This window comes from Bradyrhizobium sp. B117 (assembly GCF_038969555.1).
In the GTDB taxonomy this organism is placed as follows: Bacteria; Pseudomonadota; Alphaproteobacteria; order Rhizobiales; family Xanthobacteraceae; genus Bradyrhizobium.
On the sequence record NZ_CP152414.1, the window covers coordinates 2,579,151 to 2,597,753 of the forward strand.

Below are 18,603 nucleotides of genomic sequence, written 5' to 3' on the forward strand. Positions count from 1 at the left end.
GATGGCGGTCGCTCAATCTCTGCTTGCGCGCTCATCTTGCGAATGCTACGATCGGTAGCATTACGGTTCGTAGCTTCGTGCGACATGCCGTCGGGCGGCGCGAAAAGATCTGGGCGTTCGCCATGAGCAATTCCGCAAAGGCCGAAGCTGTGCTGGCGCTTCATCGCTTCGGGATGGGGCCGCGACCGGGATCGATTGCCGCTGTCGGGACCGACCCGCGCGGCGCGCTGATCGCAGAACTGGACCGGCCGCTCACGCTGACCGCCGCGGCCAATCTTCCGACGAGTGCGAAGGCCTATCGCACCGTGGCCGACGCCAACGCGCGGCGCACCGCGCGCGCCAAGCAGGCGCAGCAGCAGGCCAAGAAGCAGCAGATGGCCGCGACGCAAGCGGCTACGGGCGAGCAAGGTCAGGCTCAGGCACAGGCCGAGGGGCAGGCGCCGGCGCAAGGCCAGGAGAAGGACGCCGCCGAGATGGCGGCGAAGCAGGCGGCCGACGCCATTCCTGATCCCGGCCGCCCCATCTACTTGCAGGAAGCGAAGCTGCGCACGGAAGCCGCGCTGTCCGCCGAGATCGGTTTTGCCGAGCGGCTGGTGTGGTTCTGGTCCAATCATTTCTGCATCTCGGCCAACCGGATCCAGAGCATGTCCGGCGCCTATGAGCGCGAAGCGGTGCGTGCCAATGCGCTCGGCCGCTTCGTCGATCTGCTGCTGGCCACCGAAGGCCATCCGGCGATGCTGTTCTATCTCGACAATCTGGAATCGATGGGCGCGAACTCGACCGCGGGGATCAATCGCAGCCGCGGCCTCAACGAGAACTTCGCGCGCGAGATCATGGAGCTGCATACGCTGGGCGTGCGCACCGGCTACACCCAGGACGACGTCATCAGCTTCGCCAATGTGCTGACCGGCTGGACCCTGGTGCCGCCGGGCGCCGATCCCACTCACGGCGGCGAGTTCACCTTCAATCCGCGCCTGCACGAGCCCGGCGGGCAGACCGTGCTCGGCAAGCGCTACGACCAGGAAGACGCCGAGCAGGGCCGCGCCGTGCTGCGCGACCTCGCCGCGCATCCGGCGACCGCAACCCATGCCGCAACCAAGCTCGCGCGCCATTTTGTCGCCGACGAGCCGCCACTGGGGCTGATCGAGCAGCTCGCGAAGACCTTCCGCGACACCGAAGGCGATCTCAAGCAGGTCGCGATCGCGATGGTGTCGTCGGACGACGCCTGGCGCGGGCCGCCGTCGAAGCTCAAGCGTCCCGGCGAATGGGTCATCGGCATGGTGCGCGCGACCGGGATCACGGTCGTCGATCCCGTCCGCTACACCGGCGGCCAGGAGCTGCTCGGCGAGCCGCTGTGGCGTCCGTCGATGCCCAAGGGCTATCCGGACGACGAGGTGAGCTGGATCGACGGCGTCGGCCGGCGGCTCGACGTCGCCAACAATTTCGCCGAGCGCATCACCGGCATGGCCGATCCGCAAGTGATCATCGAGGACGTGTTTGCATCGCAGATCGCGAGCGAGGTGAAGCAGGCGGTCGGCCGCGCCGAGAGCCGGCAGCAGGCGCTGGCGCTGCTGTTCATGTCGGCGGATTTTCAGAGGAGGTGAGCATGGGCTTTGATCATCATCTGCCCACGCGGCGCGAGCTTCTGGTCGGCTCCGGCGCGCTGTTCGCGTGGAGCCAGATGCCGCGGATCGCGCGCGCCGAAGGCCGCGACCCGCGCCTGCTCGTGATCGTGCTGCGCGGCGCGCTCGATGGCCTCGGTGCGGTCGCGCCGGTCGGCGATCCCGACTGGCCCTCCTTGCGCGGCGATCGCGCGCTGCTGCTGGACGCCAAGCCGCCGGCGCTGCCGCTCGATTCCTTCTTCGCGCTCAACCCGGCGATGCCGAACCTGCATCGGCTCTACAGAAACGGCAAGGCCGCGATCGTCCACGCCTGCGCGACGCCCTATCGCGAGCGCTCGCATTTCGACGGCCAGGACGTGCTGGAGAGCGGTATCTCGAAACCCGGCGTGACCGCGTCGGGATGGCTCAACCGCGCGCTGCTTGCGATGGAATCCGGCGGGCGCGTCGATCCGCGCGGCAGCCGCGCGCTCGGCATCGGCTCGGTGACGCCGCTGGTGGTGCGTGGCTCGGCGCCTGTGATGACATGGGTGCCGCAAAAGCTGCTGCCGGCGAGTGGGGACACGCAGAACCGCCTGCTCGATCTCTACCAGCACACCGATCCGAAGCTTGCGACCGTGCTCCAGGCGCGGATGAGGCTTGCTTCGCTCGGCGGCGCGCCGGGCGCGGGCGATCCAATGTCTGATGATCCGACCCTGGCGCCTCCGGGCATCGCACGCGTGCGCGCCTATTTTGCCGAAGCCGCCGGCACCGCCGCGCGCTATCTCGCAAAGCCCGACGGCCCGCGCGTCGGCGCGATGGGCTTCGTCGGCTGGGACACGCATATCGCGGAAGGCGCAGCCTCCGGCCAGCTCTACAATCTGCTCGGCGCGCTCGACGGCGCGTTCGCGGCGATCGAGAGCAACATGGGCGAGGCGTGGAAGGAGACCGTGGTCGCCGTCGTCACCGAGTTCGGCCGCACCGCGCGCATCAACGGCACGCAAGGCACCGATCACGGCACCGGCACGGTTGCCTTCCTCATCGGCGGCGGGCTCGCAGGCGGCCGCGTGATCGCGGACTGGCCGGGCCTGAAGCCGGCGCAACTACTCGAGGATCGCGACCTTAAGCCGACCACGGATCTCCGTGCCGTGCTGAAGGGCCTCCTGCGGGATCATCTGCGCGTCGAGGAGAAGGTGCTGGCAGAGACAGTCTTCCCCGGCAGCGCTGAGATCAAACCGATGGGAGGCCTGCTCGGCTGACGGCGTTGTCGCAATGGAATCGGGTTCGTGATGTGCACACTGACGCAATTGGAGCTCGACTTTCTCGTCAGCCTGAAAACCGGCTGGCGACGGCTCTATTGGCGCGAGCTGACGCGGCTCCTGAAGGGTGACGCCGAGACAGGTGAGGCCCGGCCGGACGCGCGGGCAATCATTTTGCGGGTTGTATCGGGTTGATTTCCCGCGAGTTTTGTTCCGATTCGGGAACAAGGACTGTGGTGGAATGGCCACAGCTGGCGCGAAAGGACCGTGGCCGCAAGGCCGCTTTTGTTCAGACAAGGTTCTGCCCTCATTGCCCACCGAAACTTGGGGTTGTTCGGAGGGCGCATCATGTCTCGCATTGCAAGTGCCGAAACTGCCCGGATGTCCCTGGTAACTTCGAGCCGGCTGTTGCTGGTCATCGTCGGTGCCGCTTCGCTCGCCGCGTGCGCGCAATCGCCGGTCGGCCGCCAGAGGGCGGATCTCGGCACCAGCCGCCAAGCTATGATCGAGCGGCCGCACAGGATCGCGGCATTCCATCCGCGGCCGATCCACCGGGCGCGCGTTCCTGATAAAACTCGCGAGGCAAAAAGCGCCTCGCATGGCGTTGCCAGCTTCTATTCGGATACGGAAACCGCGAGCGGCGAGAAGTTCGACAAGAACGAATTGACCGCGGCCCATCCGACCCTGCCGTTCGGCACCAAGCTGCGTGTCACCGATGTCTCCTCCGGCCGCTTCGTCACCGTCAGGGTCAACGATCGCGGGCCGTTCGTTCGCGGACGCGTGGTCGACATCTCGCCGTCCGCGGCCGAGGCGCTCGGCATGGTCGACAAGGGCGTCACCAACGTCCGGCTCGATGTCGTGCGATAGAGCATGATCCTGACCCGAAGGGCCGCGTTAGCGCAAAGTGTGCAGCGGTTTGCCCTCGCGACAAACGCGGAACGCGCTTGCGCGGAGATCATGCTCAAGCAATTGAGCCGCGACTCGTCGAGCTGAAACCCACCGCGCTTAACCGGCTGTTAGCTGCTTCTCGCGCACCATGGCTGCCCAAACAATCCAGTGCGGTTGGGGAGGCGGACGCTTGAACAAGATCCAGTATCTCGAAGATCAGGCCGCGCGTGCCGAGCGGCTCGCCAAACGGATCACGGATACGCTGACGATCGAAAAGCTGCTGACCTTCGCCGGCGAACGCCGCCGCGAGATCGAACTCATCGCCGGCAAGTACCGGCGCGTCTAACTCCTCTAATCCATGCACTGAACGCATTCGCCCTCTCTTTGAGGCGCGGAACTTCTCTTCGCCTGCCGCGTCATCTGGGCGAGGCAAGAGGAGGAGGACATCATGGGTTTTGGAAGAGGTGCTTTGCTTTGGCTGCTTGGCGTGCCGCTGCCGATCATTCTGCTGCTGGCATTGTTCTGGCACCACTAACATTTCGACACGAAAAAGCGCCGCGGACGCGGCGCTTTTTTGTTGCGTGCGATTTGAAGTCCATCAACTGCGCAATGCGCGATCAGGTGTGGCTCTCGACGAAGTCGCTGAGATAGTCGGGCAGCGTGACGCCGTCGATGTCGCAGCGCGCCCGGATCTCGCCGGCGACATCGGTGGAGATGTCCTTCATCCAGTGCTCGAGCGTGTTGAAGGAAATCACCTTGATGGGATCGTTGAAGCAGCCGGCGACGAGCTCGCCGATGGTGGCTTCGAGATCGCTGCGCTCGATGCGAATTTCGGTCGCTTTGTCGAGGCGATCGATCACCACGAACAGGGTCTGATCTGCGCCATAAGGCACGATGGAAGATGGTACGCTGGCTTCAAGCATCTTGAGGCACTCGTCTTGACTTCCGATCCCCATTAACGGGAAAAACCGGAAGAAGGTTCCTGCCTTGATCGGAAGCTTGTCGCGCGCGTGCAGCCTTCCGCGCCTGCACGCAATCAGAGAAATTCCCGCAAGCGCGACAGCTCGGCGACGTGCTCGGGCGAGAGGACATCCGTGACCAGAGGCGGCTGCGCCGTGGTGTGGATCTCATAGAGATGTCTGGTCGTCGCCGGCTTGCCCATGAAAGCGGAGATGCACTGATCGAGCGTGCCTTCGCTCACCTGATAGGTGTCCCTGTCCGGCTGGCGCTGGTTCGCCAGTGACGGCCATTTGTGCAGGACCGCAAGCGCACTGAAATCGACCTTTGAACCTGAAACTGATGCGTCCCTCATTGTCCCGCCCTCACGCAAAAAACACCCCAGCACGCTGGTTTGCGTGCCGGGGCCCACAACTATAGCTGCATCTCGATGCCACGAGCACTTAACGCGGCGGCCGGAAAAAGGTTCCCGGCCGCCGTGTAGCCGTCAGCTCGCGGCAGCTGCGATCTTGTGCACCGGACTGACATGACCGCGGCTGGTCTCGTCGCCGCGACTGACCTCCGGCGGAAGCCCGGCAAAGCGCCGCAGCGCTTCGGCCATCTGCACCCGGCCCTGGACGCCAGTGATCACCACATCGACCATCGCAAAGGACGAGTGGAAATGGCCGCGTGCCTTCAGCTGTTCGACGGGGACGCCGGCAGCCTGCATCGCCTCGGCATAGGCGATGCCCTCGTCGCGCAGCGGATCGAACTCGCAGGTGACGACGAAGGCCGGCGGCAGCCTTTCGACCTTGCCACGCAGCGGCGAGACGCGCGGATCGGTGCGGTCGGCCGGTGAGCAGTAGAGGTCCCAGAACCAGTACATCAGCGAGCGCGTCAGGAAATAGCCGATCGCATTGTCGTTGTAGGACGGACGATCGAAGGTGCAGTCCGTCACCGGACACACTAGCAATTGACCGGCGATCTCAGGCCCGCCGCGGTCGCGCGCGAGCTGGCAGGTGACGGCGGCGATGTTGCCGCCGGCGCTCCAGCCCGCGACCAGCACCGGCCCCGGTCTGCCGCCGAGCTCGGTGGCGTGCTCGGCGATCCAGCGCGCCGCCGCATAGCCGTCCTCGGCCGCGGCCGGGAAGCGATGCTCCGGCGCGTGGCGATAGCCGACGCTGACGAACATCATGCCGGTCCGCCGCACCATGTCGCGGCAGAACGGCTCGTCCGACTGTTCGTCTCCGAGCACCCAGCCGCCGCCGTGGAAATAGACCACGACCTGATGCGGTCCCGGCGTCGCCGGCTTGTAGGCGCGGTAAGGCAGCGGGCCGTCGGCGCCGGGCAGGGTGCCGTCGACGATCTCGCCGATCGGCCGTCCCGCAGGCCGGCCCTTGTTGAATTCGTTGACGAAGGCGCGCGCGCCGAACGCGCCCATCGACTCGATCGGCGGCAGGTTGAGCGACGTGAGCAGGTTCATGACCAGCCGCACATCGGGCTGCAGGCGCACGACTTCGCCGTCATTGCACTGCTCGGTGCCGTTCGCGCCGGTGAGCCTGAAGCCGAGCATGCCGCGGCCGACGACCTCCTCGCAGATGCTGCGATAGGGACCGACGCCGCCGGTATAGGGCATCAGGCCCTGCACCTTGCCCGGCACGTTGGCGCCCGTGTACCAGGTGTTGGCGAGCCGATGCAGCGTCAGCATCGAGCAGTCGGCCATGTGCCGGCCCCAGGCGGCCTGCGCCGTCTCGGTCGGCTCCATCGTGTTGAAGCCGGCGTCGCGCAGAGCAGCGAGACGATCCACGACCCAGTCGACATGCTGCTCGATCGACACCGCCATGTTCGAGAGCACCGACGGGCTGCCGGGCCCGGTGATCATGAAGAAGTTCGGAAAGCCTTCGACCGTGAGCCCGAGATAGGTCTGCGGACCCTGTGCCCAGACGTCGGTGAGCGACTTGCCGCCGCGTCCGGTGATCGGGTGCACGGCGCGGATCGCGCCGGTCATGGCGTCGAAGCCGGTCGCGAACACGATGACGTCGACATCGACATTGCGCTTGGCCGTGGTGATGCCGGTTGCGGTGATCGCCTTGATCGGCTCTTCGCGCAGATTGACAAGCGTGACGTTCGGCCGGTTGTAAGTGGCGTAGTAGTTGGTGTCGAGGCACGGACGCTTGGCGCCGAAGGGATGATCGTGTGGCGTGAGCGCTGCGGCCGTCTCGGGATCCTTGACGGCGGCGCGGATCTTCTCCCGGATCAGGTCCTGGACGATCTTGTTGCCGTCGACGTCGACAGCCTGATCGGCCCAAAGCTGGGTCAGGATGTGGACGAGGTCGCCGGCCGCCCAGGCCCGTTCGAACCGCTCGCGACGCTCGGCATCGCTCAATTGCCAGCTCACCACCGTCTGCTGCGGATAGGGCACGCCGGCCATCGACTGACGCGCCTGCTCGCGATAGGCCGCGCGGTCGCTTTCAAAGAAAGTCCTGCGATCCTCCGGCGCCGGACCGTTACCCGCGGGCAGCGCAAAATTCGGCGTGCGCTGGAATACGGTGAGATGCGCGGCCTGCTCGGCGATCAACGGGATCGATTGAATCGCCGACGATCCCGTGCCGATCACCGCGACGCGCTTGCCGGCGAGATCGACGCCGTCATGCGGCCAGCGCCCGGTGAAATAGACCTTGCCCTCGAAATCCTTGACGCCGTCGATCTCCGGCGGCTTCGGCGCGGAGAGGCAGCCGGTGGCCATGATGTAGTGGCGGGAGGAGACCGGCGCGCCGTTGTCGGTCGTGAGCTGCCAACGCTTGGCCGCCTCGTCCCATCTGGCTTCGGTGACCTTGGTCTTGAAGCGGATGTCGCGCCTGAGATCGTAGCGGTCGGCGACGAAGCCGAGATAGCGCAGGATCTCGGGCTGGGTCGCGTATTTCTCGGACCACGTCCAGGCACTCTCGAGTTCAGGATCGAAGGTGTAGCTGTAGTCGATGGTCTGGATATCGCAGCGCGCGCCGGGATAGCGGTTCCAGTACCAGGTGCCACCGACGTCGCCAGCCTCTTCGAGACCGACCGTCGAGAAGCCAGCCTTGCGCAGGCGGTGGAGCAGATAGAGGCCGGCAAATCCGGCGCCGACCACGGCAACGTCGACCTCTTGGGCGGTTCCGCGCGTCGTCTCGGAGGCACGTGTCGCAACCATTGCGTCAGGCATGGCATTTCCTCCCGTGCATTTTGTTTTGCCGGCAGGCTAATCCTGCAGGCTGGGCTTGTCATCAGAGTAAGCGCAATCTTCGGTAGTCGGTTGCGGCGCGCGACGATACACGCACCGCGATGCACAATCGCCGGGATTGTCCGGGCTAATCAGAGCACATCCTTCTGTGTATGCTTGCGGTTACAAGCCACGCGTGCCCAGGGCGTCATGACAGAGTTGAGTGAGCGAACCAAAGCGAACATGGACGTCGTCCTGGAGGAGACGTGCCGCCAATTGCCGCATGGCGGCGATCACGACAGCCGCAAATTCATCGCCGAGCGCCTGATCGAGGCGGCGCAGGCGGGGCACTCTACGCTCGGTGAGCTCGGTATCATCGCAAGGCGCGCGCTGGCGGAGATCATCGCGAAGAGCGGTTAGGCGCGCCACATCAAATCGCTAGCGCTTTTGGTAGGCTGAAGCTTCCACATCGTCATGGCCGGGCTTGTCCCGGCCATCCACGTCTTGCGCTACGACGTGAAGAACGTGGATGCCCGGGACAAGCCCGGGCATGACGGAGGCACGACTCCCGCCGAGCTTGCCTCTTCGCGCATCCCAGACGTAACCTGCAGGAACCTTTCCGCGCATCGAGATCCCTCATGATGCGGTCCCTGCTTGCGCTCATTGCGACGTCCGCGTTCCTTTGCTGTGCCGGCTTCGCCGTCGCCCAGCCGGTCGGACAGTTCCCCTTTGCGCTGACGCGCGAGGGGCAGATGCTGGGCGCCGTCGAGGGCGAGGTGGCCTCGTTCAAGGGGCTGGCCTATGCGGCGGCGCCGGTCGGTGCGTTGCGCTGGCGGCCGCCGCAGGCAACGGCCGAGAGCTCGGAGATGCGCACCGTCTACGATTACGGTGCACCGTGCCTTCAGCCAGCGCTGCCAGGCGCGAGCGAGGATTGCCTGACGCTGAACGTGTTCCGTCCCTTCGGGGTCGACGGTCCGCTGCCGGTGATGGTCTTCATCCATGGCAGCGGTTTCGTCTCGGGCACGGCGAACGATCCGCTGTTCGACGGCGCCAAGCTCGCGCAGGCGGGCCTCATCGTGGTCACCGTGAATTATCGCCTCGGCGCGCTCGGCTGGCTTAGCCATCCCGAATCGTCGGACGGCGGCTCCGGCAATTACGGGCTGATGGACCAGATCGCGGCGCTGCACTGGGTTCACGACAACATCGCGGCTTTCGGCGGCGATCCCGGCAATGTCACTCTGTTCGGCAGCGACGCAGGCGCGACCTCGATCGCGCTGTTGATGCTGTCCGCGCCATTGCGCGGCCTGTTTCAGAAAGCCATCCTGCAATCGGTGCCGGGCCGTAGCCGCTTGCGCTCGGCGCAGGAGGCGGAAGCCGTGGGCCGGCAGTTCGCGGCGGCGCTTGGGTCTAAGGCGGATTTGCGCGCGGCCGAGCCGCGCCGCCTGCTGGCCGCCGAGAAACATCTGCTGGAAAAATCGCCGCACGGCTTTGCTCCATTCATCGATGGAGCTCTGGTGACCGGAGAAGTTGCCGAGGGCTTTGCGGCCGGCCATGAAAGCCGCATCCCCCTGATCATCGGCTCGAACGACGACGAGGCGGGCCTTGATACAGACCTCGACATCAAGGAGGCGCTCGCAGCGTCAGGCGCCACGAGCGAGGAGCTGCGCAAGCTTTATCCCGATCTCGCCAAGCCCTCAGACCTTGCGGCGAGGTTCTACACCGACAAGGTCTTCTCCGAGCCGGTGCGACTGCTGGCCCGCCTGCATGCCGCAAACGGTGCGCCGACGTTTCGTTATCGTTTTGCTTATGTGCCGGAAGCGCGGCTTGCAAATCCCGACGGTGGTCACGGGCGGGAGTTGCAGTTCATCTTCGGCGTGGAGGGTGTGCCCGGTGCAGGCATCTTCTCGCGCCGCGACCGCGAGGTCGCAAGCCGCATGCGCAGCTACTGGATCAACTTCGCGAGGGGCGGCGACCCCAACGGTCCCGACCTGCCGCGCTGGGACGCGGCCGCAGACCGCGATCGCCTGCTGCTGATCACGAACGACCGCATCGCGAGCGGAGACGATCCCTTGTCGGAGCGTCTCGACCGGCTCGCGCGCTAGGCGGGATGAGTTGGATCTAGGCCGCGAGCTCGACGCGCGGCGCCGGGCTCAGCCGGTCTTCCTCCAGATAGTCCACCGCGCCGTCCTTCTCGACGGCATAGAACTGCTGGCCTTCCCGCGACTTGAAGGCGGCGCGAACGACGCCGCGGCGGCCCTTGTCACTGTTGACGACGTCCCCCAGCGCAAACTTCCTCATCTCACGTCCCTGGCAATCGGCCGACTCCTTCGGCCACACGTCAGGGACTTTGGGCGGCAAATCGTTAACGACTTGCTAACCATGCCGGTTTGCCTATGCTCGCCGCCGATTGCGCGGGCAGCTCGCACGCGCATGTTGTCTTCGAGCCGGGCCTTTACCCATGACGCGATTTCCAACCCTGTTTCTGTCTCACGGCGGCGGCCCCTGGCCGTTCATGGAGGACAGACGGGTGCAATATGCGAAGACCGCCGAAGCGTTCGGCCGGCTGCCGCAGCTTCTTCCCGAAAGGCCCAAGGCCGTGCTCGTCATCACCGGCCATTGGGAGGCCGACGCCTTCACGGTGTCGACCTCGGCGCATCCGCCGATGGTGTACGACTATTACGGTTTCCCCGAGCATACCTATCACCTCAAATATCCGGCGCCGGGCAAGCCCGAGCTTGCAGCTAGGGTGGGGGCGCTGCTCAAGCAAGCGGGTCTCGATTGTCGGGAGGATCCCAACCAGGGTTTTGACCACGGCACCTTCGTGCCGCTCGGGCTGATGTATCCGAACGCCGACATGCCGATCGTGCTGCTGTCGCTGAGATCGACTTACGATGCGGCCGAGCACATCAAGGTCGGGCAGGCGATCGCCTCGCTCCGCGACGAGGGCATTCTGATCGTCGGCAGCGGGCTCACCTATCACAACATGCGCGGCTTCGGCCGCGCGGAGTCCAAGCCCGTCTCGTATGATTTCGAGGCCTATCTGAACGAGGCGATCAGCAACCCCGATGCGGCGCGCCGCAACGCGATGCTGATCGACTGGGAGAGCGCACCGAGCGCGCGCCTTGCGCATCCCCGCGAGGACCATCTGCTGCCGCTGATGGTGGCCGCCGGTGCCGCCGGCAGCGATGTCGGCAAGCGCGTTTTCGTCGACGAGGTCGCGAACGTCGCGATGGCGTCGTATGCGTTCGGCGGCTGATCTCGCTTGCCAGCGCCGCGATTAAGGCGGCAGCTGTGGCGTCCGAGGCACAGTTCCCCAACAACTGGCTTCCAATCGGGAGGCCTGTCGATTTTGTCTAGACGGACAATGCTAGTGCCGGCTTACTCTTGATTGCCCGAGTCTAGAGACACTTCGGTTTCAGGATTATCGACGCCTCTGATGACGCTGCATGTCACGGTCAACGACGCTCAGGCTGGCGCCCCCCGCTGTGACATGAAGGCGGTCATCGCCGTAGTTGGACTCGCGATCGAAGCCAGAATAGCCGGCGCGCCAGCGATGATTGCTGATGGTGACCGGACCGCCTTTTACTTGCGTGAGGCTATCAGACACGGCGCGCGCGGCATCATAAGTTTTGGGGTATGCGGCGGGCTAGATCCGAAGCTCCGACCAGGTCATATCGTCATCGCCTCGTCGGTATTTGCCGCGAAAGATGAAGCTTATCCAGCTGACGTCCCCTGGGCCGAGGAGCTCCTTCGGATGATCCCGGGTGCCAGCCATTCTGCAATAGCTGGAGTCGCCGCTCCGATGACGAGTCTTGAAGAGAGACGGGACTTCCATGGCATCACCGGGGCGGTCGCCGTTGATATGGAGTCGCAGACCGTCGCTCGAATTGCTTCCGAACTCAGAATTCCCTTTGCCGTCTGTCGTGTTGTTCTAAACCCTGCGCATCGAAAGCTTCCGAGGGCAGCGCTCATAGATATCGGGCCCGCGGGTAAGCCTGAACTGCGCAAGATTGGACGTTCGCTTGTTCAAGACCCGGGGCAACTCCCTGGTCTTAGCCGGCTCGCCGTTGACTCTGTCATCGCGGTGATGGCTTTGCGCAGCGCCAAGCAACGGATCGGAACTCACTTTGGTTTTCCGCACCTGCGTTCACGAAACCCAGTTCCCATTCCGACGCGTGCACTTGAAACGATAGCCACACGCGCCTGATCCTGCAGCAGCGCGCTCCCGATCCTAAAGCGCGATGAGATCAGGATGAATCGTCATCGCGCTTTAGCTTGTTGTTTGCGCATGATCTTTTCGGAAAACCGCTGCGCACTTTTCCGAATCATGCTTTAGACTCGAGGCTTGTCCAGGTCCGAGACGGTGTTTGAATCTGCACGCCGGCGCAGGAAGACGTTACTCACCGAAAGAGCCGGCGCGGCCAAAATATCCGCCAGCGCATTCCAGGAAAACGTTGGCCGAGGCGCGCCCGCATGGCACGAAGTCTGCTCGGCGGCTCGTCCGATGCAGCCTCGTCGTCTCATAAATCGCCAGGCGAGCGGGTTCCAGTCGCGCCAGACCTGCTCGGCCCTTTGGGATAGCAAGCCGGAGACGATTTCCGGCGCAGGTCCGAAGACCTCAGGCAGTTTGCTCGACAAATTGTTGTCCGACAGAACGTCCCATCTCGAAAATCCGCCCATGATCGGAGATGAAATGGCGAACACCACGCGACCAATCCGCGCCTCCCGTGTCGGGAAAGAACACATTGGGCAAGGTTCGACGATTGAATACAAAGTGCAATCCGGCAAACGCTTTTGTCGTAGAATCTTCTGCGCCTTTGAAAGAGCCACGAGTTCAGCGTGTCGGGTCACGTCGCATTCCGATGAAACGCGGTTGGTCGCTTCTGCGATGACCTGTCCTCGAGACGCGATTACGGCGGCGAATGGCAGCTCTCCCTGCTTCACCCCTTGCCGAGCGAGCTCGAGGCATCTTTCCATCATTCGCAAATCTTGGACGTCAGCTTCTGATCTAGTCATAGGCGCCCCCTCGGGAACGCGAGATCGGTGTTGATAATGCGTCTGTCGCCGCCACTTCATATTACGGCGGCGTCGTAGCGACGAAGAATGTTCCGGCGCCGCTACGGAGGCGGCTCCAGCGGCCTGGCATATTGGCAATTAAGCAGCGGGCTACAAACAGTCTGACTTGATCTGGATCAAGGACCGTTACTTTTCAGGTACCGCACGGACCACACGATGATTGATTGTCTATGTCGGCTCCGGGGTCCCGCGAAAACAGACATCCCGGCTTTTATGGGTACACGCGCCAATCCGCTCTACGCAGCTTCAACCTCACCCGTACTTCAGCTTCATGAACAGGATGCCGCCGGCGAGCAGCATGGTGACGGCGTTCGAGGCGATCAGCGGGCCGTCGCCGCTGAGCAGGCCGTAGATGAGCCAAAGCGCGAGGCCCAGCACCATGACCAGGAACATGCCAAGCGAGATGTCGCCGGTGGAGCGGGTCTTCCACACCTTGATGGCCTGCGGCGCGTAGGCCACGGTGGTGCAGGTGGCGGCGGCAAAGCCGATCAGCTTAATCACGAATGGTTCCATGCGCGCTCTATAGCACGGATTCGACGAAGGCCACGCCTAGAGCTTCGCTCCGATGAAATCGGAACGAAGCTCTAGATTCTAGTTTTGACACGTTTTCTGGACGCGAACCGGTACCCACTTCGCTTGAAAACGCTACGCCCGGCGCGCTGCCATGAGATCGCGATAGAGCGCGGCATAATCGCCGGCGCGGTTGCGCCAGGAGACGTCGGTGGCAAGGCCGCTCAGTTGTAGCCGGCGCCAGGTCAGCTTGTCGTGGAAGGCGGTGTTGGCCTTGCGCAGCGTGCCGACGAGGGCATTGGTGGTCACGGGGCCGAACTTGAATCCGGTGGCATCGCGGCCCGAAGCATCGGCCTCGCCGATATCGACGATGGTGTCCTCGAGGCCACCGACGCGGGAGACGATCGGCACGGCGCCGTAGCGCAACGCGCAGAGCTGGGTCAGGCCGCACGGCTCGAACCGCGACGGCACGATCAGCGCATCGGCGCCCGCCTGGACCAGATGCGCCAGGATCTCGTCATAACCGATCATGACCCCGATCCGGCCGGGATTGGCGCGGGCGGCGGCCTGATAGCGTTCCTGGAGATCGCGATCGCCGCTGCCGAGCAGCGCGAGCTGCATGCCTTCGGCCAGGATGGTCGGAATGGCCTCGAGCAGGAGATCGAGCCCCTTCTGCCAGGACAGCCGGCTGATGACGCCGAGCAGCGGCGCTTCGTCCGAGGAATCCAGATTGAATTGCTGCTGGAGCACCGCCTTGTTCGCGGCGCGGAACGTCAGGTCTCCGGCGCCGAAGCGATAGGCGATGTGCGGATCGGTTTGCGGATTCCACACCTCGGTGTCGATGCCGTTGAGGATGCCGCTGAGCACGCCGGCGCGTTCGCGCAAAAGGCCGCCGAGACCCATGCCGCCTTCGTCGCTCTGGATCTCCCGCGCGTAGGTCGGCGACACCGTGGTGATGCGATCGGCGAGCTGGACGCCGGCCTTCAGGAAGCTGATGCCGCCGTAATATTCGAGGCCATGGACGTCGAACGCGGACTCCCAGGGCAGGCCGATCGCGCCGATCAGCCCGCGGTCGAACTTGCCTTGATAGGCCATGTTGTGGATCGTCATCACGGTACCGGGCCGTGGACGATTGTCGTAGTGCAGATAGGCCGGCGCGAGCCCCGCCTGCCAGTCATGGGCATGGACGACATCGGGCACGAAAGCGGGGACGAGGCGGTGGCCGATATCGGCCGCGATGCGCGACAGCGCGGCGAAGCGGATGCCATTGTCCGCCCAGTCGACGCCGTCGGTGGTGACGTAAGGATTGCCCGGACGCGCATAGAGATGCGGGACGTCGAGCACGAACAGGTCGAGGCCGTCATGGGAGCCTGCGAGCAGGCGTCCGGGGCCGCCGAAATAATCCGGCCAGCGCCGGATCTCGTCCGCGCCGGTGAGCAGCCGCATCACGTCGGGATAGCCCGGCATCAAGGTGCGCATCTCGACGCCGTGCGCCTTCAGCGCAATCGGCAGCGCGCCGGCGACATCGGCGAGGCCGCCGGTCTTGACGATGGGGTAGACTTCGGAGGCGACCGCGAGGACGCGAACAGGCGTCATGTATTGAGCCTGTCGATCATCGGCTGGGTGATCAGCGAGATGCCCTGCTCGGTGGTGCGGAAACGCTTGGCGTCGAACTCCGGGTCCTCGCCGATGACGAGGCCTTCGGGGATCTCGACGCCGCGGTCGATCACGACGTTCTTCAGCCGCGCGCCGCGCCCGACATGGACGTAAGGCATGATCACGGCGTTCTCGACATTGGCATAGGAGTTGACGCGCACGCCGGTGAACAGCAGCGAGCGGCGCAGCGAGGCGCCGGAGATGATGCAGCCGCCTGACACGAGCGAGCTCACGGCCTGGCCGCGCCGGCTCTCCTCGTCATGGACGAATTTCGCCGGCGGGGTGATCTCGGCATAGGACCAGATCGGCCAGGCGCGGTCGAACAGATCGAGCTCCGGCACCACGTCGGTGAGGTCGATATTGGCGGCCCAATAGGCATCGACCGTGCCGACGTCGCGCCAATAGGCGCGGGGGTCGCTGCCGGAGCGGACGCAGGACGTCGAGAACTGGTGCGCCATCGCGCGGCCGTTCTTGACGATGTAGGGGATGATGTCCTTGCCGAAATCGTGGTTGGAGTTTTGGTCCGCGGCGTCGCGCTTGAGCTCCTCGTAGAGGAATTTCGCGTCGAACACGTAGATGCCCATGCTGGCGAGCGAGACATCAGGCTTGCCCGGCATCGGCGGCGGATCCTTGGGCTTTTCCAGGAACTCCTGGATCCAGCCGTCCTCGTCGATATGCATGATGCCGAAGCCCGAGGATTCCACACGCGGCATTTCGAGACAGCCGACGGTAACGTCGGCGCCGCTGTCGACGTGTTGGCGCAGCATCACCTCGTAATCCATCTTGTAGATGTGATCGCCGGCGAGCACGACGATGAAGCGGGCGTTGTGCGACTCGATGATGTCGATGTTCTGGTACACGGCATCCGCCGTGCCGACATACCACATGCTCTCCGACACGCGCTGGCTCGCCGGGAGGATGTCAAAACTCTCGTTACGCTCGGGGCGGAAGAAGTTCCAGCCCATCTGCAGATGCCGGATCAGGCTGTGCGCCTTGTACTGGGTGGCGACCGCGAGGCGGCGGATGCCGGAGTTCACCGCGTTCGACAGCGCGAAATCGATGATGCGGGACTTGCCGCCGAAATAGACCGCGGGCTTGGCGCGCCGGTCGGTCAGCTCCAGGAGCCGGCTGCCGCGTCCGCCGGCCAGGACGAACGCCAGTGCCTGACGGGCAAGCGGCTCGGGTCTCGCGGCACTCATGTCAACCTCCCACAGCTCTGGCGCTTCGCGAAAGGCTTCCCCGCCGCGCGCATTGGAACCGATAGTAACGGCACGAATAGTAAATCGGGAAGGTGGTTGTTGGTTGCGAACACACGGGAAGCTTAATGCTTTGCCGCGGGGGCCGGGCCCGTCGCGTCGTCGTCCCGGTGTCACATCGGTGCGAGGCTGGACGCGGCATAGCGCGCCCGGTCGGCCGCGTCTTGTGCGCCGCACGCAAAATCCAGGCTTTGAGAAACAGGCTTTGAGAACAGGCTTTGATTTGGCGCAAGGATGCCCGATCATGCCGGCGCGATCCCATTTCCAAGCAAACGTCAGACAGGGAGCACGACGATGAGGATCTGGAAAACGGCAATTGCCTGTTCGCTGGCGGGCGCGGTCATGGCGGGCCAAATCGGTCAGGCCAATGCGGCGCCGATGCCGACCAATGTCGCGACCATGAAGGCCGCGGCCGGCGATGACGTCACGCAGGTGTATTGGCGCGGCGGCTGGGGCTGGGGCCTCGGCGGTTTCGCGGCTGGCGCGATCATCGGCGGCGCCATCGCCGCCAGCACGGCGCCTTACGGCTATGGCTATTATGGTGGCGGTCCGTACTACGGCGGCTACGGCTATCCGGGCTACGGCTACGGTTATGCGCCCGCCTATTATGGATATGGACCGGCCTACGCTTACCCCAGATACTATCGGCCCTACCGCCCGTATTACGGCTATCGCTACGGCTACTACCGGTCCTACGGATATTGGTGAGTCAGAGCGACAGCCACACGATCAGGCTCATGCAGGCGAAATGCATGAGCACGATCGCGGCGAGATGCAGCGGGCCGGCCCTGAGGCGAGGTGCGCGCATCCCGCCGCTTCCGCCTAGTTCGATCCCGCCGCCGCAGCGGTGAAGCTGCGGTCGACGGCTTTGCTGACGTCGAGCGTCTTCGGCAGGATGCCGTAACGCGTCGAGCGGTCGGACGCTTGCTGGATTTCCTTCACCACGTTCTCGTCGATCACGATCGGGCTGGTGCGCTGTGCGGTGTAGGCGGACAGCAGCACGTCCTCCGGCAGCCTGGTCAGCTCGGCGGTGTTCTTGGCATATTCGGCGAGATGGTCGAGCGACCATAGCCGCGCCTTGTTCAGGCGCTGCACGAAATCCTGCACCGCGGCGCGCTTGGTGGCGATGGCGCTGTCGGAGGCGACGATGAAGGTGATGGTCGGCGTTAGGCCTTCGCCGTCGGCGATCACGCGGGCCTTGTCCTTCAAGGTCGCGAACGAGACATAGGGCTCCCACACCGCCCAGGCATCGATCGAGCCTGCGACAAGGGCGATCTTGGCGTCGACCGGGCCGAGCGGGGCGAAGGTCGCATCCTCCAGCTTGATCTGCGCCTTCTCCAAGGTCGCGTCGATCAGGAACTGGCCCCAGCCGCCGCGCGTGCCGGCGAGGCGCTTGCCTTTGAGGTCGGCCGCCGATTTGATCGGCGAATCCTGGCGCACCAGGATCGCTTGCGTCTTCGCATCCGAACGCGTGCCGCCGATCGCCTTGATCGGCGCGCCGGCCGCGTAAACCGACAGGAACGAGAGGTCGCCGGTGTAGCCGACGTCGAGCGCGCCGGCGTTGAGCGCTTCCAGGATGGGAGCAGCCGCCGGAAATTCCGACCATTCGATCTTGTAGGGCAGGTCCTTGGCATAGCCGGAGATGTCGAGCAGCGAGCGGTTGCCGCCCTTCTGGTCGCCGACGCGCAGCACCACCGTGTCAGCAGCGAATGCAGCCGCGGCGGTCGATAGCGTGATGGCGGCGGCAAGCAGCGATGCGGCGAGCCGGCGGGTGATGGAATGATCGTCGGAGTTGATGCTCATGTGGCCTGTCTTGTTGCTTTGCTCACGACGCGTGAGCGAACGATGCAGCGAGACGATCAAGTCTATGATCGCGCGATACGCAGTCAATGAAATGGCCAACCGTATTGCAGCCGCATCAGGCAAGGACGTTTCTGCGCAGCGCAGCTTTCGAGAACGTGTCGTGCGTGCGGCGTCAAGGTGCGCGGGAATGAAGCAGGCGAGCGGCCGCGTCGCGCTCTGCCAACCGATGCAGCAGCGGAAATCGTTTCATCGCGGCTACGCGCGCCGGTGGAGAGAATGACTTCGCTTCGCGTCACATTCGAAATTCCATTTCATTGACGATGCCGCGCGTGCGCCGCATGATTTGCGCATCGCATCAACGCGGCGCGCAAGCGCCGACGGAACAAATTTCTCTCAACGCAGCTCCGGACGGAACATGCGCAACG

Annotated in this window: 19 protein-coding genes; 10 read left to right on the forward strand and 9 right to left on the reverse strand. The window is 64.5% G+C overall.

Annotation, left to right across the window (positions count from 1 at the left end):
• Positions 1 to 122: 122 nt before the first annotated feature.
• The 5 genes from AAFG16_RS12500 (at position 123) to AAFG16_RS12520 (ending at position 4,091) form a co-directional block, all read left to right on the forward strand.
• Positions 123 to 1,604, forward strand: a complete 1,482-nt coding sequence (locus AAFG16_RS12500) for a DUF1800 family protein (protein ID WP_342739326.1) — start codon at positions 123 to 125, stop codon at positions 1,602 to 1,604.
• Positions 1,605 to 1,606: 2 nt separating this feature from the next.
• The gene (locus AAFG16_RS12505) at positions 1,607 to 2,857 is read left to right on the forward strand and encodes a DUF1501 domain-containing protein (protein WP_342739327.1); all 1,251 of its coding nucleotides are present in this window, start codon (positions 1,607 to 1,609) and stop codon (positions 2,855 to 2,857) included.
• 30 nt (positions 2,858 to 2,887) lie between these two features.
• Entirely contained in the window at positions 2,888 to 3,052 is a 165-nt protein-coding gene (locus AAFG16_RS12510) for a hypothetical protein (RefSeq protein ID WP_342739328.1), read from the forward strand.
• Positions 3,053 to 3,205: 153 nt separating this feature from the next.
• Entirely contained in the window at positions 3,206 to 3,724 is a 519-nt protein-coding gene (locus AAFG16_RS12515; protein ID WP_283084829.1) for a septal ring lytic transglycosylase RlpA family protein, read from the forward strand.
• Positions 3,725 to 3,935: 211 nt separating this feature from the next.
• A complete protein-coding gene (locus AAFG16_RS12520) occupies positions 3,936 to 4,091 on the forward strand; it encodes a hypothetical protein (protein ID WP_342739329.1) in 156 nt (51 codons plus the stop codon).
• Between the two features lie 271 nt (positions 4,092 to 4,362).
• On the opposite strand, the gene AAFG16_RS12525 is transcribed toward AAFG16_RS12520, so the two are convergent.
• The 3 genes from AAFG16_RS12525 to AAFG16_RS12535 all read right to left on the reverse strand — a co-directional run bounded on the left by AAFG16_RS12525 (position 4,363) and on the right by AAFG16_RS12535 (position 7,880).
• A complete protein-coding gene (locus AAFG16_RS12525; RefSeq protein ID WP_342739330.1) occupies positions 4,363 to 4,668 on the reverse strand; it encodes a hypothetical protein in 306 nt (101 codons plus the stop codon).
• A gap of 113 nt (positions 4,669 to 4,781) precedes the next feature.
• Positions 4,782 to 5,057: a hypothetical protein gene (locus AAFG16_RS12530; RefSeq protein WP_342739331.1), complete on the reverse strand. Its 276-nt coding sequence runs from the start codon at positions 5,055 to 5,057 to the stop codon at positions 4,782 to 4,784.
• Positions 5,058 to 5,189: 132 nt separating this feature from the next.
• Positions 5,190 to 7,880, reverse strand: a complete 2,691-nt coding sequence (locus AAFG16_RS12535) for an alpha/beta hydrolase fold domain-containing protein (protein WP_342739332.1) — start codon at positions 7,878 to 7,880, stop codon at positions 5,190 to 5,192.
• A gap of 240 nt (positions 7,881 to 8,120) precedes the next feature.
• On the opposite strand from AAFG16_RS12535, the gene AAFG16_RS12540 reads away from it, so the two are divergent.
• Both AAFG16_RS12540 and AAFG16_RS12545 read left to right on the forward strand, forming a co-directional pair.
• Positions 8,121 to 8,297 (forward strand): hypothetical protein, encoded by a 177-nt coding sequence (locus AAFG16_RS12540; RefSeq protein WP_342739333.1) that lies wholly within the window; start codon positions 8,121 to 8,123, stop codon positions 8,295 to 8,297.
• 221 nt (positions 8,298 to 8,518) lie between these two features.
• Positions 8,519 to 9,979, forward strand: a complete 1,461-nt coding sequence (locus AAFG16_RS12545; protein ID WP_342740899.1) for a carboxylesterase family protein — start codon at positions 8,519 to 8,521, stop codon at positions 9,977 to 9,979.
• Between the two features lie 16 nt (positions 9,980 to 9,995).
• On the opposite strand, the gene AAFG16_RS12550 is transcribed toward AAFG16_RS12545, so the two are convergent.
• The gene (locus tag AAFG16_RS12550) at positions 9,996 to 10,175 is read right to left on the reverse strand and encodes a hypothetical protein (protein ID WP_027560470.1); all 180 of its coding nucleotides are present in this window, start codon (positions 10,173 to 10,175) and stop codon (positions 9,996 to 9,998) included.
• Positions 10,176 to 10,335: 160 nt separating this feature from the next.
• Between AAFG16_RS12550 and AAFG16_RS12555 the strand changes: the two genes are divergently transcribed.
• Positions 10,336 to 11,133, forward strand: a complete 798-nt coding sequence (locus AAFG16_RS12555; RefSeq protein ID WP_342739335.1) for a class III extradiol ring-cleavage dioxygenase — start codon at positions 10,336 to 10,338, stop codon at positions 11,131 to 11,133.
• Between the two features lie 180 nt (positions 11,134 to 11,313).
• Complete coding sequence (locus tag AAFG16_RS12560) at positions 11,314 to 12,084, forward strand: hypothetical protein (RefSeq protein WP_342739336.1); 771 nt, start codon at positions 11,314 to 11,316, stop codon at positions 12,082 to 12,084.
• Between the two features lie 125 nt (positions 12,085 to 12,209).
• Here the strand turns inward: AAFG16_RS12560 and AAFG16_RS12565 are convergent, their stop codons facing one another.
• From AAFG16_RS12565 to glgC, 4 genes are all read right to left on the reverse strand, one after another.
• Positions 12,210 to 12,893 carry a nucleoside deaminase gene (locus tag AAFG16_RS12565; RefSeq protein WP_342739337.1) on the reverse strand — a complete coding sequence of 228 codons (684 nt, stop codon included), beginning with the start codon at positions 12,891 to 12,893 and terminating at the stop codon, positions 12,210 to 12,212.
• Between the two features lie 312 nt (positions 12,894 to 13,205).
• Positions 13,206 to 13,466, reverse strand: coding sequence for a SemiSWEET transporter (locus AAFG16_RS12570; protein ID WP_283084839.1), 261 nt, complete (start codon positions 13,464 to 13,466; stop codon positions 13,206 to 13,208).
• Positions 13,467 to 13,598: 132 nt separating this feature from the next.
• The gene (gene glgA, locus AAFG16_RS12575; RefSeq protein WP_342739338.1) at positions 13,599 to 15,059 is read right to left on the reverse strand and encodes a glycogen synthase GlgA; all 1,461 of its coding nucleotides are present in this window, start codon (positions 15,057 to 15,059) and stop codon (positions 13,599 to 13,601) included.
• Positions 15,056 to 16,318, reverse strand: coding sequence for a glucose-1-phosphate adenylyltransferase (glgC, locus tag AAFG16_RS12580; protein ID WP_283084841.1), 1,263 nt, complete (start codon positions 16,316 to 16,318; stop codon positions 15,056 to 15,058). Before glgC ends, glgA begins: the two co-directional genes overlap by 4 nt.
• Before the next feature lie 351 nt (positions 16,319 to 16,669).
• On the opposite strand from glgC, the gene AAFG16_RS12585 reads away from it, so the two are divergent.
• Positions 16,670 to 17,083 carry a hypothetical protein gene (locus tag AAFG16_RS12585; protein WP_342739339.1) on the forward strand — a complete coding sequence of 138 codons (414 nt, stop codon included), beginning with the start codon at positions 16,670 to 16,672 and terminating at the stop codon, positions 17,081 to 17,083.
• A 114-nt stretch (positions 17,084 to 17,197) separates the two neighbouring features.
• Here AAFG16_RS12585 and AAFG16_RS12590 read toward each other — a convergent pair whose 3' ends face one another.
• A complete protein-coding gene (locus tag AAFG16_RS12590) occupies positions 17,198 to 18,178 on the reverse strand; it encodes an ABC transporter substrate-binding protein (protein ID WP_342739340.1) in 981 nt (326 codons plus the stop codon).
• Positions 18,179 to 18,603: the final 425 nt, after the last annotated feature.